General features: G+C 50.0%; 15 protein-coding genes and 2 tRNA genes. 9 read left to right on the top strand and 8 right to left on the bottom strand.

What is annotated here, in order from left to right:
- Nucleotides 1–126: 126 nt before the first annotated feature.
- Nucleotides 127–732: a peroxiredoxin gene (locus tag AT746_RS05660; protein ID WP_062477652.1), complete on the bottom strand. Its 606-nt coding sequence runs from the start codon at nucleotides 730–732 to the stop codon at nucleotides 127–129.
- 243 nt (nucleotides 733–975) lie between these two features.
- On the opposite strand from AT746_RS05660, the gene AT746_RS05655 reads away from it, so the two are divergent.
- Nucleotides 976–1,170: a bacterioferritin-associated ferredoxin gene (locus AT746_RS05655; RefSeq protein ID WP_062477649.1), complete on the top strand. Its 195-nt coding sequence runs from the start codon at nucleotides 976–978 to the stop codon at nucleotides 1,168–1,170.
- A gap of 125 nt (nucleotides 1,171–1,295) precedes the next feature.
- The gene (gene bfr, locus AT746_RS05650; RefSeq protein WP_062477646.1) at nucleotides 1,296–1,769 is read left to right on the top strand and encodes a bacterioferritin; all 474 of its coding nucleotides are present in this window, start codon (nucleotides 1,296–1,298) and stop codon (nucleotides 1,767–1,769) included.
- Between the two features lie 67 nt (nucleotides 1,770–1,836).
- Here the strand turns inward: bfr and tyrA are convergent, their stop codons facing one another.
- The 4 genes from tyrA to AT746_RS05630 form a co-directional block, all read right to left on the bottom strand.
- On the bottom strand, nucleotides 1,837–2,964 hold the full coding sequence (gene tyrA, locus AT746_RS05645) for a bifunctional chorismate mutase/prephenate dehydrogenase (protein ID WP_420480304.1): 1,128 nt from the start codon (nucleotides 2,962–2,964) through the stop codon (nucleotides 1,837–1,839).
- A gap of 2 nt (nucleotides 2,965–2,966) precedes the next feature.
- Nucleotides 2,967–4,058: a 3-deoxy-7-phosphoheptulonate synthase gene (locus tag AT746_RS05640; protein WP_062477643.1), complete on the bottom strand. Its 1,092-nt coding sequence runs from the start codon at nucleotides 4,056–4,058 to the stop codon at nucleotides 2,967–2,969.
- Between the two features lie 270 nt (nucleotides 4,059–4,328).
- The gene (locus AT746_RS05635) at nucleotides 4,329–4,904 is read right to left on the bottom strand and encodes a DNA-J related domain-containing protein (RefSeq protein ID WP_062477640.1); all 576 of its coding nucleotides are present in this window, start codon (nucleotides 4,902–4,904) and stop codon (nucleotides 4,329–4,331) included.
- A 24-nt stretch (nucleotides 4,905–4,928) separates the two neighbouring features.
- Nucleotides 4,929–6,461 carry an AbgT family transporter gene (locus tag AT746_RS05630; RefSeq protein ID WP_062477637.1) on the bottom strand — a complete coding sequence of 511 codons (1,533 nt, stop codon included), beginning with the start codon at nucleotides 6,459–6,461 and terminating at the stop codon, nucleotides 4,929–4,931.
- Between the two features lie 137 nt (nucleotides 6,462–6,598).
- Between AT746_RS05630 and AT746_RS05625 the strand changes: the two genes are divergently transcribed.
- From AT746_RS05625 to AT746_RS05615, 3 genes are all read left to right on the top strand, one after another.
- Nucleotides 6,599–7,687, top strand: a complete 1,089-nt coding sequence (locus AT746_RS05625; protein WP_062477635.1) for a tRNA-queuosine alpha-mannosyltransferase domain-containing protein — start codon at nucleotides 6,599–6,601, stop codon at nucleotides 7,685–7,687.
- 169 nt (nucleotides 7,688–7,856) lie between these two features.
- Complete coding sequence (locus AT746_RS05620) at nucleotides 7,857–9,281, top strand: diguanylate cyclase (RefSeq protein ID WP_062477632.1); 1,425 nt, start codon at nucleotides 7,857–7,859, stop codon at nucleotides 9,279–9,281.
- Between the two features lie 34 nt (nucleotides 9,282–9,315).
- Nucleotides 9,316–9,762, top strand: a complete 447-nt coding sequence (locus AT746_RS05615; RefSeq protein ID WP_082633164.1) for a YaiI/YqxD family protein — start codon at nucleotides 9,316–9,318, stop codon at nucleotides 9,760–9,762.
- Between the two features lie 255 nt (nucleotides 9,763–10,017).
- Here the strand turns inward: AT746_RS05615 and AT746_RS05610 are convergent, their stop codons facing one another.
- From AT746_RS05610 to AT746_RS05600, 3 genes are all read right to left on the bottom strand, one after another.
- Nucleotides 10,018–10,932, bottom strand: a complete 915-nt coding sequence (locus AT746_RS05610) for a LysR family transcriptional regulator (RefSeq protein ID WP_062477627.1) — start codon at nucleotides 10,930–10,932, stop codon at nucleotides 10,018–10,020.
- 91 nt (nucleotides 10,933–11,023) lie between these two features.
- Entirely contained in the window at nucleotides 11,024–13,027 is a 2,004-nt protein-coding gene (gene uvrB / locus AT746_RS05605; RefSeq protein ID WP_062477623.1) for an excinuclease ABC subunit UvrB, read from the bottom strand.
- Nucleotides 13,024–14,343 carry an MATE family efflux transporter gene (locus AT746_RS05600; protein WP_082633163.1) on the bottom strand — a complete coding sequence of 440 codons (1,320 nt, stop codon included), beginning with the start codon at nucleotides 14,341–14,343 and terminating at the stop codon, nucleotides 13,024–13,026. Before AT746_RS05600 ends, uvrB begins: the two co-directional genes overlap by 4 nt.
- Nucleotides 14,344–15,191: 848 nt before the next feature.
- Between AT746_RS05600 and AT746_RS05595 the strand changes: the two genes are divergently transcribed.
- The 4 genes from AT746_RS05595 to rsxB all read left to right on the top strand — a co-directional run bounded on the left by AT746_RS05595 (nucleotide 15,192) and on the right by rsxB (nucleotide 16,998).
- Nucleotides 15,192–15,268: transfer RNA gene (locus tag AT746_RS05595), tRNA-Asn, on the top strand.
- A 26-nt stretch (nucleotides 15,269–15,294) separates the two neighbouring features.
- Nucleotides 15,295–15,371, top strand: a tRNA-Asn gene (locus AT746_RS05590).
- 491 nt (nucleotides 15,372–15,862) lie between these two features.
- Nucleotides 15,863–16,444: an electron transport complex subunit RsxA gene (gene rsxA, locus AT746_RS05585; protein WP_062477620.1), complete on the top strand. Its 582-nt coding sequence runs from the start codon at nucleotides 15,863–15,865 to the stop codon at nucleotides 16,442–16,444.
- The gene (rsxB, locus tag AT746_RS05580; RefSeq protein ID WP_062477617.1) at nucleotides 16,444–16,998 is read left to right on the top strand and encodes an electron transport complex subunit RsxB; all 555 of its coding nucleotides are present in this window, start codon (nucleotides 16,444–16,446) and stop codon (nucleotides 16,996–16,998) included. Before rsxA ends, rsxB begins: the two co-directional genes overlap by 1 nt.
- Nucleotides 16,999–17,000 lie beyond the last annotated feature (2 nt).

Here is a 17,000-nt window from a genome sequence, read left to right as displayed (position 1 = left end):
AGAATTGGGAAGCACCGCTAGGATATGGGCCCACAGGGCACAAATTCAAGTCTGTCCGGGCTAATCCCACAACAAAGAGGTAAAAAAAAGCCGCGAGAACTATCGCGGCTTTGTCAATGTTACAGCTTAAAGTTCAGTGCTGTGCTCAGACAGGTATTTAGCAACACCTTCTGGGCTTGCCTGCATACCGTCTTTACCTTCCTGCCAACCTGCGGGGCAGACTTCACCGTGCTCTTCATGGAAATTCAGCGCATCCACCATACGCAGCATTTCGTCAACGTTGCGGCCCAGTGGCAGATCATTCACCACCTGATGACGGACCACACCCTCTTCATCAATCAGGAATGAACCACGCAGGGCAACACCGGCTTCAGGATGCTCCACATCATAGGACTGGCAGATTTCATGCTTGATATCTGCAACCAACGGGTATTTCACTGCGCCAATACCACCGTCATTAACAGCAGTGTTACGCCACGCGTTGTGGCTGAAATGTGAGTCAATAGACACACCAATCACCTCGACGCCACGCTTTTTAAACTCGTCATAGCGTTTGTCAAAAGCGATCAGTTCAGAAGGACAAACAAAGGTAAAGTCCAGCGGATAGAAGAAAATGACCGCTTTCTTCCCTTTGATATTTTCTTTCAGGTTAAAGTTTTCAACGATTTCACCATTGCCCAGTACAGCGGCAGCAGTAAAGTCAGGGGCGGGACGACCAACTAGTACACTCATCATTTTCTCCATCTTTTGTTGGTAAAAACCGTTGGCAGAGCACCCTCTGCCAACATAGTTAAATAATCAATTCTCTTAGGTGTGGGCGAACAGGATAATTCCAAGGGAGAAGTTTAGCCAAAAACAGAAAAAGTCCTGATCGGAACAGAAAATTACCCTGCAACAGATAAAAAAGCGACAACGACATTGCCAATTCATCAAATAACAATTATTATCATTAGCACTGACAAAGGAGAATGATTTATGTTTGTGTGCCTGTGCCACGGTATCACCGATAAACAGATTGCTGACGCCGCCCGTAAAGAGGGAATTGGCAATATGCGTGAACTGCGCAAACAGCTCGGTGTGGGCAGTCAGTGCGGCAAATGTGTGCAACTGGCACAGCAGGTTATCGACAACACCATTGTAGACGAATCCCTGTTTAAAGAGGTTTGCTGAAAACCTGCAGCACCATAAACAGACTCCAGACACCTTCCTTTTTGGATCACTCAAGACAGCCGCTTCAGACTTCTCTATACTTACCCTGACAATTCATACCAGCTGGTAATATTCAGGGTAAAACAATGAAAGGTAACAAAGAACTGATCAAGCACCTTAACAAGGTGTTGGGCGATCAACTGATTGCTATCAATCAATATTTCCTGCACTCCCGTATCTTTAAAAACTGGGGGCTTAACAAGCTGGCTGACAAAGAGTACCAGCACTCGATCCGCGAAATGAAGCTGGCGGATGATCTGATGGAACGGATTTTGTTCCTCGATGGCATGCCCAACCTGCAGGATCTGGGCAAACTGCATATCGGTGAGGACCCCGCAGAAATGCTCAAATGCGATATGAATATTGAGCACAGCGCCATAACCCGGTTACGCAAAGCTATCGAATACGCCGAGTCAATCCAGGATTACGTCAGCCGCGATTTGCTGGCCTGTGCACTGGACAAGGAAGAAGAGCAGGTGGACTGGCTGGAAACCCAGTTATTGCTGATAGAGCAACTGGGCATTGAAAACTACAATCAGTCACAGGCAGATAAAGACTAAGCAGGATATTAAAAAACCAAAGAGGCCCTGTGCCTCTTTGGCTTGCCACTGTTACACCATCGAATAATCAGGCCCGGTCATCATCCGCCTTCAGCAGCAGCTTTTTACTTTCCACCAGGCTCTTTTTGGCAAAGTCGCCAAACCACTGACCGATGTGAAAAAACTCTTTGATAAAAGCACCTTTATCACCGGACTCCAGTACTTCGAGGGCAGCATTAAAGCGCTGCTGAAAACGCCGTAACAGCGCCACACTGTCCTTGTTATTAAAAATAATATCGGCATACAAGTCCGGTGACTGCGCGAATAACCGCCCTACCATCGCCAGCTCCAGCCGGTAAATAGGTGAACTGAACTGAATCAGTTGCTCCAGCGGTGGATTTTCTCCGGCCAGGTGAGCACCATACACAAAAGAGCAGAAATGACGCATCACCTGAATAAAGGCCATGGCATCGTCGTGCTCTTTGGCGGTGGACTCGTTAAGAATGGCGCCCCAGCTCTGCATTTGCTCCAACAGCCACTGATAACGCTCCGGCATGCGGCCATTGCAAACCACCACCACCTGTTTCACCAGACTTGACACATCAGGCCCGAACATAGGGTGCAGCCCCAATACTGGCCCTTTGTGCGCCTCTAACATGGCTTCCAGTGGACCGGTTTTTGTGCTGGTAATATCCACCAGCAGACAATCCTCTGGCAACTCAGGCAGGCCTGCAATGATCTGTTCTGTGAGCTTCATGGGGACCGAAATCATTACCAGCCCGGCATCTGACAAAATATCCTGTGCCCTGTGCCAGTCTTCTTTTTCCAGTATTTCAACCTGATAGCCACTGCGCTCAAACATCTCCACAAACACTGACCCCAGCGCACCATCGCCACCGACAACCACCACTTTGCCCAGATCCGGCTTAGTGCACTGATAACGTACATGCTGGGTCTGGTATGACTCACGCATGATGCGTCTGAGCAAGTCCTCAATCAGATCCGGTGACAGGCCGAGCGCCTCTGCTTCGGCCCGTCGTTTTTGCAACAGCTGTGCTTCCCGGACAGGCACATAGATAGGCAGCCCAATGCGGCTTTTTATTTCCCCTACCTGTTTGGTTACCGCCAGGCGCTTGCCAAGCAGTGCTACCAGTTCACTGTCCAGTGCATCGATTTGCTGGCGCAAATGCGCCAGTGGATCGGAGTCCATGCTCATGGTTACACCGCCTGCTCCATTTTCTTCATCCGCATAGGCAATACGGTGATCAGCTTGTCACGAATTTTTTTCAGTAACTGTGCGGTATTCTGCCAGTCAATGCAGGCATCGGTGATAGACACCCCATACTGCAGATCTTGCAGTCGCTTACCATCACTGCTCTGATTGCCTTCGTTAAGATGACTCTCCAGCATAATGCCGATAATGGACTGGTTACCTTCGAGGATCTGGTTCATCACATTCGCTGCTACCAGAGGCTGGCGGCGATAATCCTTATTCGAGTTCGCATGGCTGCAATCCACCACCAGGCCGGCACTGAGGTTGGCTTTTTGCAGTTGCTCTTCGCATTCGGCTACACATACGGAGTCATAATTAGGCTGCTTGCCACCGCGCAGAATAATATGCCCGTCAGGGTTGCCCTGGGTCTGGATCATGCTGACCTGGCCCTGCTTATTGATGCCCATAAAACTGTGCCCGGAAGCCGCGGATTTCAGTGCGTTGATGGGGATATCCAGACTGCCGTCGGTACCGTTTTTAAAACCTACGGGCATAGACAAGCCACTGGCCATTTCTCTGTGAGTTTGTGACTCAGAGGTTCTGGCACCAATAGCAGCCCAGGCGAACAGCTCAGACAGATACTGGGGGCTGATGGGATCCAGGGCTTCGGTGGCGACCGGCAACTGCAGCTCAGACAACCAGATCAGCAGTTCCCTGGCCTTACGCAGACCGGTCTCGATATCAAAACTGCCATCCAGATGAGGATCATTGATCAGCCCTTTCCAGCCAACGGTGGTCCTCGGCTTTTCAAAGTAAACCCGCATCACAATATACAGACTGTCTTTGGTTTCTTCGTGCAGCTCTTTAAGTTTAAGGGCATATTCCTTCGCTGCGTCGATATCATGAATTGAGCAGGGACCGCTGACCACCAGCAAGCGGTGATCACGGCGGTGAATAATATCGGCAATGGTAGCCCTGGACTGCTGAATAATATCAAGCGCCGACTGGCTGACCGGCAGTTCTTTTGCCAGTGCGTCGGGCGTAATAATGACCTGTTCACCGGATACGTGAACATTATTAATGGCGTCTTTTAACATAGGAATAAAACCTGTTGTAAATAGATAGTGAGATAAAGAGCGACAATAGAAAGTATGACACCGGTTGAGAAAACCGGCCGAAAAGATCAGCAGTATCGGGACGTTTTAAGTAAGCTCCGTAACGTTTTCTTTACTTTCATTTCGGTGCAATATTCTTTAAAGGGATTGACTTTTTAACATTACTCGACTGCGTTGGCAAGCATTGTTATCTGAAAGTCACTTACAGCCCCATAACCTCACCCTGTTGAACCACGATCAGCGCCACCGATATCAGAGCAGTTTCCGATAGGCGGCGTTAAGCTTGCGGGTCACATCGGTATCGCCGCCCTTATCAGGATGATGTCGGTGGATAAGAACACGGTACTGGCGGCGTATTTGCTGCGCGCTGGCATCTTCAGGTAAATCCAGCGCAGCCAGCGCCTGGCGTCGCTCATCGTCGGGCACCTGCCCGGCCATTCGTTGCCAGAAATCATTCAGTAAGGCGTTAACATCCTCCTTGCCGGTATTATCAAAGTTATTCCAGTCCAGATAATAGGCTGCCAGCGAATCTGATTCGCCCAGCGCCTTCTCTCCAGGAGTAAAAGGCAACAGGCAAACCGAAGTGGCAGAGATTGTCATATCCCCCTGCTGTTGCTCGCGCAGTTGATTACGTAACTGATAAAGCTGATGAAACACATAAAAATGGGTCTGAAATAAACACAAGGGATCGGCGAGGTTAAGACGGGCACTGAGTATGCCTACTTGCGGCTGTTTGAGCCGGGTTATCAGTTGATGCTCACTCAGGCCCTGCGGATACTCCCTCAGAATATCATGCAAGGGCCCGGTGATATCCGGGGCCCGGCTCATCGCCAGCCCCCTTCACTGACGGATTCAGGGAGCCGGGTACACATAGCTTGACTGCAGTCCAAGAGGAATACCCAGAGCCCAATAAATCAGCAAAAATGCGCTCCAGGCCAGAATAAAGCAAACTGAAAACGGCAGCATCAGTGACAACAGGGTGCCGATACCCGTACCTTTTACATAACGCTGACAGTAAACTACCACCAGTGGGAAATAGGGCATCAGCGGGGTGATAATATTCGACGAGGAATCCCCCACACGGTAGGCGGCCTGAGTCAGATCCGGCGAGATATTCAACTGCATCAGCATGGGTACAAAAATAGGTCCGAGCAGCGCCCACTTCGCCGATGCCGAGCCCACAAACAAGTTCACAAATGCCGTCAGAAAAACCAGCCCCACAATGGTTACCATACTCGGCAGTTGCAGAGTTTTGAGTAACTGCGCCCCCTCTATGGCCAGCAAGGCACCGAGATTGGACTTGCCAAAGGCATCGATAAACAAGGCACAGAAAAATGCCATCACCACATAGTAACTCATGCTACCCATGGATTTACTCATGGCTCCGATCACATCTTTGCTGGAGGTAAATGTGCCGGCCAGATAGCCATACACCACCCCGGGTAACACGAAGAGTAAAAAGATCAGCGGCACAATACTGTGCATCAGTGGCGCGGTAAAAGAGGCCAGTTCACCATCAGGGCTTCGCAAAGGAGAATCAGCTGGCCACAGTGCCACCACCAACAACAATGTACCCACCAACATGGTCAGCCCCGATACCCGCAATGCAGTGATTTCTTTTTTACCCAAATCTTCAAATCTGGGGATTTCATCGGGATCGCCGTCCACCTGGGTATTCTGCAATCTTGGCTCGATCACCCTGTCGGTCAGCCACCAGCCCAGCAGAATAATCAATATGCTCGAAGCACTGGTGAAGAACCAGTTATTCAGTGGATTGATCTGGATTTGCGGGTCGATAATTTGTGCCGCGCTTTGGGTAAAGCTCTGCAGCAAAGGATCTATGGCCGAGGGCACAAAGTTAGCGCTGAAGCCGCCACTGACGCCGGCAAAGGCCGCCGCAATCCCCGCCAGCGGATGTCGCCCCATGGCATAAAAAATTACCCCGGCCAGTGGGATCACCAGCACATAACCGGCATCGGTGGCGGTATGGCTGATAATCGCCACCAGAATAATAGAGGGCGTCAGCAACATTTTCGGCGTGGAGTCGAGCATACGCTTAAGACCGGCATTAATAAATCCGGAATGCTCGGCCACCCCCACACCCAGCATCGCCACCAGTACTACACCCAAAGGCGCAAAGCTGGTAAAAATGGTCACCATGCGGGAGAGAAAATCTGCCAGATTTTCGCCGGTCAGCAGGTTATTCACCACCACCGGGGCATCGGTTCTGGGATCAATGGCACTAAAACTGGTGCCCGACAACAGCGCCGATAACACCCAAACAATGATCAGACTGATCAGAAATATTACTGCCGGATCAGGTAACTTATTCCCTACCCGTTCAATCTTATCCAGCGCACGACTGGTCCAGTTATTAGTACTCACCGGAGGATCTCCCTAAGTTATTATTATATTGGTCGTTTATGCTCACAGGACAGAAGCAGCCCTGCATTATGCGGCAAGTTTGCCATAGTCCATCTGTCACTGCCACAACCCCGACAATCTGTGACAAAATAGTGCCGATGAAAGATGACAGCCCCAGAATTTTGTTACTCTCTGCCTATGATACCGGTAGCCACAAGCACTGGCGGGAACAGCTTATTCAGGGGTTGCCACAATATCAGTGGTCAGTATTGACCCTGCCACCACGGTATTTTCGCTGGCGCATCCGCGGCAATCCGGTGAGCTGGCTGAATGCTCCAGAGTTGCAACAAGACTGGGATCTGCTTATCGTGACCTCCATGGTCGATCTGGCCAGCATTAAAGGCTTACATCCCAACCTGGCACGTCTCCCCGCCATTTTATATATGCATGAAAACCAGTTCGCCTATCCTCAATCTGCCAGCCAGCACAACAGCCTGGAACCGGCCATGGTTAATCTCTACGCCGGGCTCAGTGCCGATAAAATACTCTTTAACAGCCAGTTTAATAAAAACACCTTTATGACTGGCGTGGCGGATCTTCTGAACAAGATGCCGGATGAGGTGCCTGAGGGCCTGGTTCAGAGTCTCGGTAAAAAGTCTGCGATTCTGCCCGTTGCCATTAAAGACAATGATTTTTGCCCACCACGACAGGTCAATCTGCAATGCCCCCATATTCTGTGGAACCATCGCTGGGAATATGACAAAGGCCCACAAGGATTACTGTTGTTCCTGAGGCAGCTTCAGGCCTCTGACAGAGAGTTCACCCTAAGTGTGGTGGGCGAACAGTTCCGGCGCCAACCGCAAGAATTCAGGTACATCCAGACTGAGTTTAAGCAGCGGCTTGCTCATTTCGGTTATTTACAGCACCCTCAAGACTACCGGCAATTGTTGCAGCAGGCCGATATTGTGCTGTCCACAGCCATTCATGACTTTCAGGGCCTGGCCATGCTCGAAGCCATGGCCGCCGGCTGTATTCCCCTGGCCCCCAAGCGCCTGGCTTACCCTGAATATGTTCCCGGTGAGTGTCTGTATACCAGCATTCCACAGGACCCGGCTTCGGAGGCTAAAGCTGCCGTGGATACTCTCAGGAAACTCAGTCAATCTGCACCTTTAGTGTTTCCACCGGATAGCTACAAAGGCTCTAATCTGATGCGGCAATATGCCCGACATATCAGTCAAGTGTTATAAGCGCATTGATGTGCCAGCGCAAAAGACTTGATTGATAGCAATTTAGGTAACACACTGAATAAAAATACCGACAAGATTAACTGTGCGTTGATGTCCTTATCCCCGGTTTTGAGCTTGCATCGCTGTGAAAGCGCTTAACTTGTCAGCGCAGTACCCAGGTCACTGGCTGATGCGGCTTTGCTTTTTTGCTGGCCTGCTTTCCTGTACTCAGCAAAGTCTGGCTCAGAGCCAGAAAGATACCGTTATTGCCACGGATTGGCCGGTATTAACCTATTGCATCGACCCCGACTGGTTGCCCTATGAGGCCATAGAAAAAGGTCAGCATATCGGCATGTCTTCAGGCTATCTGCAGAGATTGAAACAACGTACCGGGCTGGAATTCAGACTCAGGCCCACAAATTCCTGGAGTGAAACCCTGCAACTACTGCGCGAAGGCAGCTGTGACCTCACCCCTATGCTCAACCAGAGTGAGAACAGACAAGACTTTTTAGTCTTTAGCGATGTCTATCTATATGCCCCTAATGTACTGGTTTCCAGCAGGGAAGAACCCTTTTTACAAGGGCTTGAGCACATCGGAGAGCGACGTCTGGCGATACCTAAAGATTACCGGCTACTGGAATATGTACAGCGGCATTTTCCCGCCCTGGATGTGCTTGAGGTTGAAAGTGAGAAGGACGGCCTGATGGCTGTGGCCGATGGCAGAGCAGAAGTGTTCGTAGGCTCGCTGTATTCAGTCAATGCCTATGTACAACAACAGGCATTGCTGGAGTTGAAAATAAATGGCTGGGCCTGGCCACAGGATGAGCTGCGGATGGCGGTCATTCCCAAACATGCTAACCTGCTGCCGGTAATCAATGATGCCTTGCTGTCATTACCGGAAGCTGACCACCTTGCTATTCAACAGCAATGGAACAATGTCAGGGTGATTGAAAGCTACAACTACACCCTGACCTGGCGGGTGGCACTTATCACCTTAGTTATTATCCTGATACTGGTCGCCTGGAACCTGATGATCCGGCGCTATAGTCTTAAGCTGGAAACCAAGAGTAATCAGCTGGAAGCGCTAAAAGCGGAACTGCAGGATTCCAATCTTGAACTGGAATTCCTTTCCAACCATGATCCTTTGACCAAACTCTACAACCGGCATTTTTTCAATACCCGTATGCAGCCGGACAATCGCAATACCAACGAGAATCAGCACTGCAGTCTTATTCTGATAGATATTGACCACTTTAAAGAGATAAACGACGAGTATGGCCATAGCGCCGGTGACAAAGTGCTGCAGACGCTGTCAGCTGTGTTGAAACAATGTGTGCGTGAACAGGATATTGTCGCCCGCTGGGGCGGTGAAGAATTTGTTATTATGAGCCAGCAAGACTGTCCTGAAGATGCTCAGGTGCTGGCAAGTCGCATCGCCGAAAGGATCCGCAGCACCAGCTTTTCAGTGGCCAAAGCGGTTACCTGCAGCTTTGGTATTGCCTGCTTAAAACAGCAGGAGTCCATGATCAGCTGTTTTGAACGTGCAGACATAGCCTTGTACCAGGCCAAAGCGAAAGGGCGTGATTGTATTTGTATCAGTGAAGAGCATACCTGATACTGCCGCCACTCATAACAAGTAAGGACTAATAATGACAATTTGGGTCGATGCCGATGCCTGCCCGGTCGCCATCAAAGAGATTCTGTTCAGAGCCGCCGAGCGCACCAGAACCGACACCATACTGGTAGCCAACCAACCCATGCGCACTCCTAATGGTCGTTATGTGCGGTCTCTACAGGTGTCCAGCGGCTTCGATGTTGCAGATGATGAAATCGTGCGCCGGGCCGAAGCAGGGGATCTGATTATTACCAGCGATATTCCGCTGGCAGCGGAGGTGATTGAAAAGGACTGCCTGGTACTGAGTCCCCGTGGAGAGTGGCTGGATAAAAGCAATGTGCGACAACGTCTGAATATCCGCGACTTTATGGATACCATGCGCGCCAGTGGCGCCCATACAGGCGGCCCGCCGCCTTTAGGTCAGGCCGACAAACAAGCCTTCGCCAATAAACTGGACACTTATCTGGCCCGCACTAAATAGGACGACTTCACCACAAAGGTCACGAAGAACCACGAAGGATGGAAAGCGAATACAAGGATGTAGTGTCTCGCGAACCGAAGGATGGAATTTTTAAGCTTCGTGCCCTTTGTGTTCTTCGTGGTGAAATAAATGGAAGGCCCAATTGATGGGCTACGCAAGTAATACCAGTACAAAGCAGAGAACGAGTCTATCTATGCCCACAGGCGTTGCTTCTTCAACCTTTTTGTGGGGCTAAAGCCAGACCTGCCGTCGCCATCACTCCTGTTGAGCAAAATAGTTCAGCTCGCGAATGCAGTGTTTGAGTACCGGGTTGAGAATGGTATTTTTGCCATTGATGGCGAAAAACTCATGGTTAAACCGAAACGCCTCCCCGCCTATGGCTACCAGCCCAAGTCCCTGGGCATTGCTTTGTACCAGCGAGTCAGGCAGCAGCCCCAGGTAATTTCCGGTCAGCACCGCTGACAGGCAGCTTTCAAAGGAGTCTGAGAAGGTGTGAATAGCCATGCGTTGCTGCTCATTCACATAATTAGACGAGGACAAGCCGGTGATGCCCACCGAGGCATAATCCTCCAGCCGCACAGAGTCGGGGAAATCACCGGTATACTTGGCCAGCGGATGAGATTCATGACAGTACAGGTGGCCGGTATTGCTCACCCCCAGAGGATGGAAAACCAGCGACTCTGGCTTGACCATATCATAGCTTGATACCACCAGGTGACATTCACCTGAGAGCGCCACATGCTCAATTTCATTGTACAGACGGGTCTGAATATTAAAGTGAATATCGTCAAATTTCTGCATGGTGCTTTTGACCGCTTTACTCACCGCCTGAGACAATTTCAGTGGCAGGCTGGACATCAATACCAGCGTAATATGTCCTGAATAGTCATCATGCAGACTCTTGAGATTAAACACGAAGTTGTCGAAGGCATTGAATATACGCTTGGTTTCCTGGAAGACCACCTCACCTTCTTTGGTCATCTGAAACCCGCCCCGACCACGATGGCAAAGCACCAGATCCAGTCGCTCTTCCAGCTTTTTGATCGCCGCACTGATATTCGGCCTCTGCATACGCAAGACCGGCTCGGCAGCGGTAAAACCGTTGCAGGAGGCTACGGCATAAAATACGCGCAGCAGCTTGATGTCGGATTCTTGTAGTCTGTTCAGCATAATTTTCAGATCTTGTTATAGGTATGCCAAAACATACTACACCCGTTTTTGCTACAGATGCAAACTGTTCTGCCGGCTTGCCGCGTATCTTTTACGACAGGGCCACCAGTCGCTGACGCAAGGCTTCCACTTCATCACGCAATGCCGCCGCCTGTTCAAATTCCAGATTCTTGGCATGTTCAAACATTCTTGACTCTATATCACTGATTTGTTTCATGATTTCATCGGGTGAGCGCAGTTGATATTGCTTTTCAGATTCGGCCACCTTGCGACGCTTGTTGGAAATCCAACTGCCTCCCAGATCCATCACATCGGTCACCGACTTGTTCAGGCTGGTCGGCGTGATCCCGTGAGCCAGATTATGGGCAATCTGCTTTTCCCGACGACGCTGAGTTTCATCAATGGCCCGCTGCATAGAGCCGGTGATCACATCGCCATACAGAATGGCCTTGCCATTAAGGTTCCTGGCCGCCCGGCCCATAGTCTGGATCAATGAACGCTCAGAGCGCAAAAAGCCTTCCTTATCCGCGTCCAGTATCGCCACAAGCGACACTTCCGGCATATCCAGACCTTCCCGCAGCAGGTTAATACCCACCAATACATCAAACTTGCCCAGACGCAGATCGCGAATGATCTCCATGCGCTCTACCGTATCGATATCCGAGTGCAGATAGCGCACCTTTACCCCATGTTCATCCAGATAATCACTCAGATCTTCGGCCATGCGTTTGGTCAGTGTGGTGACGAGCACCCGCTCATCAACTTCACTACGCAACCGGATCTCAGATAATAAATCATCCACCTGAGTCGCCACCGGCCTCACTTCAATTTCCGGATCGATAAGACCTGTGGGCCTTACCACCTGCTCCACCACATCCCCATCGGATTTTTCCAGCTCATAATTCCCGGGGGTGGCCGACACATAAATCGTCTGCGGTGACAGCGCCTCAAACTCATCGAATTTCAGGGGCCGGTTGTCCAGCGCCGAGGGCAGACGAAAGCCGTATTCCACCAGGGTTTCCTTACGTGAGCGATCGCCTTTGTACATGGCACCGATTTGCGAAACCGTGACGTGGGATTCATCAATGAACAACAACCCATCGGCAGGAAAATAATCGATCAAAGTCGGTGGTGGCTCGCCGGGCGCCCGGCCGGACAAGTAGCGGGAGTAATTCTCAATGCCTGAGCAATAGCCCAGTTCCAGCATCATCTCGATATCAAACTGACAACGCTGGCTGATACGCTGCTCTTCAATAAGCTTATTGACCGATTTCAGTTGTTCACGGCGTTCTGCCAGTTCCACCTTAATTTTCTCTATGGCATCGAGGATCTTTTCCCGCGGCGTGACATAGTGGGTTTTGGGGAATACCGTGGCCCTGACCACAGAGCGCTCAACCGCACCGGTGAGCGGGTCAAACAGACTGATCTTCTCGATCTCTTCATCGAACAGTTCAACCCGAATCCCTTCACGATCAGAATCTGCCGGGAAAATATCAATCACATCACCACGTACCCTGAAGGTACCGCGCTCGAAATTCACATCATTGCGGGTGTATTGTAGTTCTGCCAACCGGCGCAGAATATCGCGCTGATCCATCAGATCGCCCTGACGCAAATGCAGCAGCATTTTCATATAAGACTCGGGATCACCCAGACCATAGATAGCCGATACACTGGATACGATCACCACATCCCGCCTCTCCATCAGCGCCTTGGTGGCCGACAGCCGCATCTGCTCAATATGATCATTAATGGAGGCGTCTTTCTCAATAAAGGTATCGGTAGTGGGCACGTACGCTTCTGGCTGGTAGTAGTCATAATAAGAAACGAAATACTCAACAGCGTTGTTAGGGAAAAATTCTTTCATCTCTCCATAGAGCTGTGCCGCCAGGGTTTTATTGTGCGCCAGGATCAGAGTCGGGCGCTGCACATGGTTGATCACGCTGGCCATGGTAAAGGTCTTGCCGGAGCCGGTTACACCAAGCAACGTCTGGCTCGCAAGGCCGTCATTCAGCCCTTCCACCAGTGCTTCTATGGCTTTGGGCTGATCGCCGGCCGGTTTATAGGACGATACCAGTTCAAATCCTCTGCTCATGACATCACTTCCCGGACATTCTGATCATGGAGTTTCTGCTCGTACTCTAACCGGTGTCTGAACCATAGAAAAGCCACACAAGCGGTCATCAGGTTTGCCAGCACCCCTGCCCAGAACATCCCGGCCAGCTCATAAACAAGACTGCCGAGATAGGAAATGGGTACAAAGAATACAAACAAGCGTAAAATACTCAGCCACAGCGCGCTCATGGGTCTGTGCAAGGCGTTAAAAGATGAATTTGTCAGAATAATCACTCCCTGAAGCCCATATCCCAGGGGCACTATCAACAGAAACAGCTGGATTAGCTCGGCCACTTTCTTTTCTTCGGCAAAGGCCATGGCAATATAAGGTGAGGCAAGCCACATCAGCACGAATATCAGTAACTGCCATATCAGTACAAAACCAATACACAACATATAGGCCTGTTTAACCCGATGAAGCTTTCCGGCACCATAATTCTGGCTGATAAAGGGAGGTAAACTCATCGACAGCGCCAGGATCACAATAGAAGCGATGGATTCAAGACGATTGCCAACCCCCCAGGTGGCCACCGCTTCAGCGCCATAGGTGGCAACAATAGCAGTAAGAATACCATTTGCAATGGGCGTGAGCATATTAGCCCCTGCTGCGGGCAAACCAATTTTAAGGATCTCGCTACTGGTCTGACGAAACTCCGGCAACGTCAGCAACCTTGGCAGAATCAACTGGCGCTTGTGAACCAGTAAATACAGAATATAAGCACAGCCGCTGCCCCAGGCAATCATAGTCGCAATGGCCGCGCCCTGAATTCCCAGCGCAGGAACAGGGCCATAACCAAATATCAGCAAAGGGTCCAGCACCGCATTAATCAAGCCACCGGCGGCCATAATGATACTGGGGGTCTTGGTATCACCGGCGGCCCGCAGAATCGAATTACCCACCATAGGAAACGCCAGGAAAACGCCTGCCAGATACCAGACATACATGTAGTCTTTGATATGTACCATCTGTTCGCTGCTGGCCCCAAGCAGACGGAAAATGGGATCAACAGTCAAAAAGCCAATCACTGCCAGGCTGCCTACCAACAATAACGACAACATCAGTGCCCCGGTGCCAAACTCCCTGGCCAGATAGGATTTCCCCGACCCCAGATATCGGGCAATAGTGGCCGAGGTGCCAATGCCCAGACCTATGTTCAGACTGATCAGAGTAAAAGTAACCGGAAAGGTAAAACTGATAGCGGCCAGTTCTTCTGTACCCAATAAGCTGACAAAAAAGGTATCTACCAGCCCAAATGTCATCAGCATAATCATGCCCAGAATCATCGGCACAGTCATACGACGCAACGTGCCGGGGATAGAGCTGTTTAGCAGATCGGGCTTACTGGTCTGACTCACTGGATCACTCTTGAGATGGATGAGGGAGCGATATGATAGGTGACTGCCGGTAAGAAAACCATGGCTTGATCGACAGACAGCCAAAAGCACAGGTCGGAGAAATTTCCTGCAACAACACAGAGTTACTGATTACGACCAATAAAAAGCTGTTTTGGCTGGAATTTTATGCAGAGGCAAGGTAAATAACTAACAAGTCAATGGAATAATCGTGCATTAGCTGACCAATTTATTCCGGCAAACCCCAACAGAAACATAACTCATTGTTTTAAATTAACTTTATATTATTTTATCAGATTCTGTGGCAAGCCTATTGACAGCGAGGATATAGGCACTGCAGGTTTTCAGACCATTTCATCAACATAGTTATCCACAGATTTAGTGGATAACTTCTTACTCGCCAATCACCACGCCCGCTGTGCGTTACTGTGGACAAAATTTTGTAAGTCAACACTAACCTTATGCCCCGGATAGCAATGTTACGGTTTTGTTAAACCCTGTTTATCCATACAGATGACAAGCAGATTATAATATTAAAATCGAATAACTATCTCACTTAATATATGCGTACTTTATAAATTTCACGCCGCTTTTCACTGCCATTACCTCCCCCCGCTCAGCGAAAATTAATATTATTGTTCAGCAAACAGCCAGAAACGCAGAAAGGCGGAAAAATAATGACATCCGCTGTTGACAGTCACAGAGGGCCTCATTAATATTCGCATCCGTTGAAAACAGCCTCGAATCTGTTCGAAGCTGAAACATTTCAATCTATCAGGGTAATTTTCTGCTCCCCCTTAGCTCAGTTGGTTAGAGCGACGGACTGTTAATCCGCAGGTCCCCCGTTCGAGTCGGGGAGGGGGAGCCAAATTCCTTGCATATCTATCCTGCTTTTCCCCCTTAGCTCAGTTGGTTAGAGCGACGGACTGTTAATCCGCAGGTCCCCCGTTCGAGTCGGGGAGGGGGAGCCATCTTTCTCAAAACGATTGATGAGTCGGCAAAGTGTGCACTTTTATGCACAACTTCCATCAGAATAACCCGGATACCAATTTCACTAGATAATTGATCACTCAGCGAGCGCTAAAATGTTCTCTGGCAAGGCATGGTCCTGAAGGTCTAGTGGGTCTAAATCAAAGGACCATAACGAAGCCAGGGGGCATTTTAGCTTCGCCCGCAGGGAGCGACCAGAAGGGCTTATCTCTGCGTTGCCGCTTCTTGACGTAGAACCACTATGCCTTCACAAAGATTTCGGGAAAATCTTTGAACATCCGAAGGAGGGCCGTAAGGCGGAGGGCATGGATGCCCGGAGTAAAACGTCGCCTTGACCTAAGCCCTTCTGACTCGCTCTGAGTCGTTCAGTTATCTAATGTAATTGGTTTTAATATCAAGTTGTTAAACAGCGCATAAATACGGATAATGGGCGCCGGATTTTTAACGCACTGATAAGGCTCTGTACTGAGGCATGACTGAATACTTGCTGTTGCTGATTGGCACGGTGCTGGTAAACAATTTTGTATTGGTGAATTTTCTCGGGTTATGCCCTTTTATGGGGGTATCCAATAAACTGGAAACTGCCATCGGCATGTCCATGGCCACCACTTTTGTACTCACACTGGCGTCTCTGAGCAGTTATCTGATTGAGCACTATATCCTGTTACCACTGGATATCGGCTACCTGCGCACCCTGAGCTTTATTCTGGTGATCGCCGTGGTTGTGCAGTTCACTGAAATGGTGGTGCATAAGACCAGCCCGACCCTGTACCGTCTGCTCGGTATTTTTCTGCCTCTGATCACCACCAATTGCGCAGTACTCGGAGTTGCCCTGTTAAATGTGCGTGAACAGCACAATTTTATTGAATCCGTCATCTATGGTCTGGGGGCGGCGCTGGGTTTCTCATTGGTACTGATTTTGTTTGCCGCAATGCGTGAACGGCTGGCGGCCGCTAATGTCCCGGCCCCATTTAAAGGCGCCTCCATTGCCATGATAACCGCGGGCCTGATGTCGCTGGCCTTTATGGGCTTCACCGGTTTGGTTAAACTCTGATGCCGGTGTTGTTTGCCCTGATTGCTATCGGTGCAATGGCACTGATATTTGGTCTGATTCTCGGCTATGCCGCAATCCGTTTCAAAGTTAAAAGTGATCCACTGGTGGATCAGATCGATGCGATTTTACCACAAACTCAGTGTGGTCAATGTGGTTATCCCGGATGCCGTCCCTATGCTCAGGCGATTGCCGAGGGGGATGAAATCAACAAGTGTCCACCCGGTGGTGAAGCGACCATAAGACATCTGGCCGATTTGATGGGTGTGGAAGCTAAGCCCCTGGACAGTGCTCATGGTGAAGAAGACAACAAAAAGGTCGCCTACATCCGCGAAGATGAATGTATTGGCTGCACAAAGTGTATTCAGGCCTGTCCGGTTGATGCCATAGTCGGAGCATCCAAACAGATGCACACTGTGCTGATTGAGGAATGTACCGGCTGTGATCTCTGTGTGGATCCCTGCCCGGTCGATTGTATCGATATGGTGCCGCTCAAACCCACAGTTTCATCCTGGCGCTGGCAATTAAACAGTATTGCCGTCAAAAACGTAGAATAACC

The organism is Lacimicrobium alkaliphilum, from assembly GCF_001466725.1.
GTDB lineage: Bacteria > Pseudomonadota > Gammaproteobacteria > Enterobacterales > Alteromonadaceae > Lacimicrobium > Lacimicrobium alkaliphilum_B.
This window is presented reverse-complemented; position numbering and strand designations above follow the sequence as displayed.

What these genes read in the sequence shown, in the direction of transcription:
- AT746_RS05600 (WP_082633163.1), bottom strand. Translation starts at nt 14,343, where the DNA reads ATGACTGTGCCGATGATTCTGGGCATGATTATGCTGATGACATTTGGG.
- uvrB (WP_062477623.1), bottom strand. Translation starts at nt 13,027, where the DNA reads ATGAGCAGAGGATTTGAACTGGTATCGTCCTATAAACCGGCCGGCGAT.
- AT746_RS05625 (WP_062477635.1), top strand. Translation starts at nt 6,599, where the DNA reads ATGAAAGATGACAGCCCCAGAATTTTGTTACTCTCTGCCTATGATACC.
- AT746_RS05640 (WP_062477643.1), bottom strand. Translation starts at nt 4,058, where the DNA reads ATGTTAAAAGACGCCATTAATAATGTTCACGTATCCGGTGAACAGGTC.
- tyrA (WP_420480304.1), bottom strand. Translation starts at nt 2,964, where the DNA reads ATGAGCATGGACTCCGATCCACTGGCGCATTTGCGCCAGCAAATCGAT.
- AT746_RS05660 (WP_062477652.1), bottom strand. Translation starts at nt 732, where the DNA reads ATGAGTGTACTAGTTGGTCGTCCCGCCCCTGACTTTACTGCTGCCGCT.
- AT746_RS05610 (WP_062477627.1), bottom strand. Translation starts at nt 10,932, where the DNA reads ATGCTGAACAGACTACAAGAATCCGACATCAAGCTGCTGCGCGTATTT.
- AT746_RS05635 (WP_062477640.1), bottom strand. Translation starts at nt 4,904, where the DNA reads ATGAGCCGGGCCCCGGATATCACCGGGCCCTTGCATGATATTCTGAGG.
- rsxA (WP_062477620.1), top strand. Translation starts at nt 15,863, where the DNA reads ATGACTGAATACTTGCTGTTGCTGATTGGCACGGTGCTGGTAAACAAT.
- AT746_RS05620 (WP_062477632.1), top strand. Translation starts at nt 7,857, where the DNA reads ATGCGGCTTTGCTTTTTTGCTGGCCTGCTTTCCTGTACTCAGCAAAGT.
- AT746_RS05655 (WP_062477649.1), top strand. Translation starts at nt 976, where the DNA reads ATGTTTGTGTGCCTGTGCCACGGTATCACCGATAAACAGATTGCTGAC.
- bfr (WP_062477646.1), top strand. Translation starts at nt 1,296, where the DNA reads ATGAAAGGTAACAAAGAACTGATCAAGCACCTTAACAAGGTGTTGGGC.
- AT746_RS05615 (WP_082633164.1), top strand. Translation starts at nt 9,316, where the DNA reads ATGACAATTTGGGTCGATGCCGATGCCTGCCCGGTCGCCATCAAAGAG.
- rsxB (WP_062477617.1), top strand. Translation starts at nt 16,444, where the DNA reads ATGCCGGTGTTGTTTGCCCTGATTGCTATCGGTGCAATGGCACTGATA.